This window comes from Allostella sp., assembly GCF_041913585.1.
In the GTDB taxonomy this organism is placed as follows: Bacteria; Pseudomonadota; Alphaproteobacteria; order ATCC43930; family Allostellaceae; genus Allostella.
On the sequence record NZ_JAYSFE010000226.1, the window covers coordinates 1 to 3,688 of the forward strand.

At 71.9% G+C, this 3,688-nt stretch carries 3 protein-coding genes; all 3 read left to right on the forward strand.

Annotated elements, in window-relative coordinates:
• On the forward strand, window positions 1-1,408 hold a 1,408-nt coding region (locus ACE3Q3_RS23355), incomplete at its 5' end, for an endonuclease/exonuclease/phosphatase family protein (protein ID WP_374450092.1).
• Between the two features lie 157 nt (window positions 1,409-1,565).
• Window positions 1,566-2,138 carry a GbsR/MarR family transcriptional regulator gene (locus ACE3Q3_RS23360; protein WP_374450094.1) on the forward strand — a complete coding sequence of 191 codons (573 nt, stop codon included), beginning with the start codon at window positions 1,566-1,568 and terminating at the stop codon, window positions 2,136-2,138.
• Window positions 2,135-3,688, forward strand: a 1,554-nt coding sequence (cydD, locus tag ACE3Q3_RS23365; protein WP_374450096.1) for a thiol reductant ABC exporter subunit CydD, incomplete at its 3' end; no start/stop codon positions are given. The genes ACE3Q3_RS23360 and cydD, both read left to right, overlap by 4 nt.

The following is a 3,688-nucleotide window of genomic DNA, read 5'->3' on the forward strand; positions in this document are numbered from 1 at the left end:
GAAAACCGTTGTGCGCGCGAGCGTACCGTGGGTTCGAATCCCACCCTCTCCGCCATTCGGCCATCCATCCAGGGACGGAGTGGCCAGCGACACGAGAAGGCCCGCTTCGAGCGGGCCTTTTGTCGTCTTGCGCGGCTTCGCGATGCGCGACGGTGGGGCCGCTCTGGAAGGAGCCCGAGGGGGTGATCCGCACCGGCTGCAACTTTGGCGCGACCTGGCGCCTCGTTTCTGCGAAACTGCGCCGGAACCCGAACGGGGGTGCGGCATGTCCAACAACTATGCCGGTCTGCGCCGGGAACTGAGGGCCGAGGACGGGGCCGCCGAGCGTTGCGCCGCACGGCTGCTGGCCATGCGCGAGCGCCTGGCGCCGATCCGCGACCGGAAGCGCGATGCGTCGCTGCTGCTCGCCACCTGGAACATCCGCGACTTCGATTCCAACAAGTTCGGATGGGGCCCGCGCCGCCCCGAGACCTTCTACTATATCGCCGAGATGATCTCCTGCTTCGACCTCGTGGCCGTGCAGGAGGTCAACGAGAATCTGCAGCCCCTCCGCCGGCTGATGAGCATCCTCGGCCGCGAATGGGACTACATCGCCACCGACGTCACCGAAGGGCGGGGCGGCAACGGCGAGCGCATGGCCTTCATCTTCAACACCGAGAAGGTCTGGTTCCGGAAGGTCGCGGGCGAAATCGTGCTGCCCGACGGCCAGCTCGTCGTCGCGCGCAGGAAGATCGATGCCAAGGATCAGCCCGACATCCCCGAAACCACGGTCGAGACGCGCCAGCAGTTCGCGCGCAGCCCCTTCCTCGTCGCGTTCCAGTCGGGCTGGTTCCGCTTCAGCCTGTGCACCGTGCACATCTATTACGGCGACAATTCCGGTCCCCAGCTCCAGCAACGCATCGAGGAGATCCGCAAGCTCGTCGGCTTCTTCGCCAACCGGCAGGACAATGCGACCCCCGACACCGACCACCTCGGCGCACCGGAGAACTACATCCTGCTCGGCGACTTCAACGTGGTCAGCCCCGAGCACGAGACGATGAAGGCGCTGAAGAGCCGCGGCTTCAAGGTGCCAGCGGAGATCGACGGCGCCGTCGTCCGCAAGGACGGCGACCACTTCTACGACCAGATCGCGGTGCGGGTGAAGGACCGGCGGTTCAAGGTCACCGGCGGGGGCATGGTCGAGCTTTTCGCCGACGTCTTCCGGGACGAGGACATGGACCTCTATGCCGCCCACGTCCCGGCGGTCGATCCCGAGAAGAAGGCGAAGTTCCGCGCCACGACGCCCGAGGGCCGGTACCGGAAGTGGCGGACCTGGCAGATGTCGGACCACGCACCGCTCTGGATCGAGATCCAGACCGATTTCGCCGACGCGTTCCTCCGTGAGATCGCCGCGCCGCCGACCGGCTGATCGAGGGCGAAGCCCTCGCCCGCGGCCGAGCCTGGAGCCGCGGTCGATCCTCTCGCCCCAGCGTCCGTCGCCCAAGTATCTTCATGGTTGCGTAGGTACGATCAGCGGCTTATATGGTTTTCAGGAATTTCTGAAAACTGTGTCCGACGCTGGTGCCATGAACCTTCCGCCCCTCGTCCAGTCCTTCGTCCTGCATTTCGGCGAGATGGGGAGCCGGTGGGGCATCAACCGCACGGTCGGGCAGATCTACGCCCTGCTCTACGTCTCGAGCCAGCCGCTGTGCGCCGACCAGATCGTCGCGGCGCTCGGCATCTCGCGCTCCAACGTCTCGATGAGCCTGCGCGAGCTGCAGGCGTGGAATCTCGTCCTGCTCCGTCACCGGCCGGACGACCGCCGCGACTTCTTCACCACGCCCGACGACGTCTGGCAGATCCTCCGGACGCTGGCCGAGGAGCGCAAGAAGCGCGAGATCGACCCGACCTTGTCGGTCCTGCGCGAGATCCTGATGCAGGCGCCGACGGGCGAGGACGAGCGCTTCGCGCAGCAGCGCATGGCCGAGATGCACGGGCTGATCGAGCGCCTGACGAACTGGTACGACGACGTGAAGCGGCTCGACACCGGCCGGCTGACGATGCTGCTCGGGCTCGGCGCCGGGGTCACCCGGCTGCTCGAGGCGAAGGACCGGATCGCCGCGGTCGCGCGCCGCAGGCCTGGCGGGCGGGCGAAATGACCATGGTCGCCGGTCCGGAGCTGGCACCGGCCACCGGTGCGGCGATCGACGGCCGCCCGGCGGCGCGCGCGGCGATCGATCTCGGCGCCCACCTGCAGGCGGTCGCGGCGCTGATCTGGATTCCCCAGGCGGGACTGATCGCCATCGTCGTCGGCCGCATCGCCAAAGGCGGCGCCCTCGACGCCGTCCTCCTGCCGGCGGCCGGCGTGCTGGCGCTCGGCGTCGCCCGCGCGCTCGTCGACGCCGTCGGCCGCCGCCGGTCCTTCCGCCGGGCGCGCGCGCGCCTTTCCGGGTACCGGCGTGCGGCCGCCGTCGCGCTCGCCGCGCGCTCGCCGCTCGATCCCGCGCGGCCGGCCGCCGGCCTCGCCGCCAGCGCGCTCGCCGAACAGGCCGAGGCGATCGTGCCCCATCTCACCCGCTTCCAGGCGGCCCGCCTGCGCGCGACCTTGGTGCCGGCGGCGATCCTGGCCGCCGTCCTCGCCTGGTCGTGGGCGGCGGCCCTCGTCCTCCTGGCGGCGGCGCCGCTGATCCCGCTCTTCATGGCGCTGGTCGGCTGGCGCGCCCGGGCGGCGAGCCGGGCCCAGCTCGGCGAACTCGGCGGCATGAACGCCCTTCTCCTCGACCGGCTGCGCGGCCTCGCCACCATCCGCACCCTGGATGCGGTCGAGCGGACCGCGCATCGGCTGCGCGCCGAGGCCGAGCGCCTGCGCGCCCGTACCATGGCCGTGCTCCGCATCGCCTTCCTGTCGTCGGCGGTGCTGGAGCTCTTCGCCGCCCTCGGCGTCGCCATGGTCGCGGTCTATGTCGGCTTCCATCTCCTGGGGCAACTTCCCTTCGGCACCTGGGGCGGCCCGCTGTCGCTGGCCGAGGGCCTCTTCGTCCTCCTGCTCGCCCCCGCCTTCTTCGAGCCGCTGCGCGACCTCGCGGCGGCCTGGCACGACCGCGCCGCCGGCGAGGCCGCCATGGACGCGCTCGGCCGCCTCGCCGCGGCCGGCCGCCCGCTGCCGGGCGCCGGCGACGCGCCCGCGGCCGCCCGGCCAGCGGCGCCCGCCGTCGAGATCGAGGGGCTGCGCTTCCGCCCCGCCGGGGGCGGTGGGCCGATCTTCGACGGCTTCGGCCTCCGGGTCGCGCCGGGCGAGCATGTCGCCGTGCTGGCGCCGAGCGGCGGCGGCAAGTCGACCCTGCTGGCCCTGATGGCCGGCCTCGCGCTCCCGGAGGGCGGCTGCATCCGGATCGCCGGCGAGCCGCTGACCGCCGGCAGCGCCGCCCGGCTGCGCCGCGGCATCGCCTGGATCGGCCAGCAGCCGCACGTCTTCCCCGGCACGCTTGCCGGCAACGTCACCCTCGGCCGCGCCGGCATCGGCCGCGATCGGGTGCGCGATGCGCTCGCCCGCGTCGGGCTCGGTGCGGTCGCCGACCGGCGCGGGCCGGCGCCTATTGGCGAGAACGGCCTCGGCCTGTCGGGCGGGGAGGCATCGCGCCTGGCGTTGGCCCGCGTCGCCGCGTCGCCCGATGCCGGCCTTGTGCTGGCCGACGAGCCGACGGCCCAT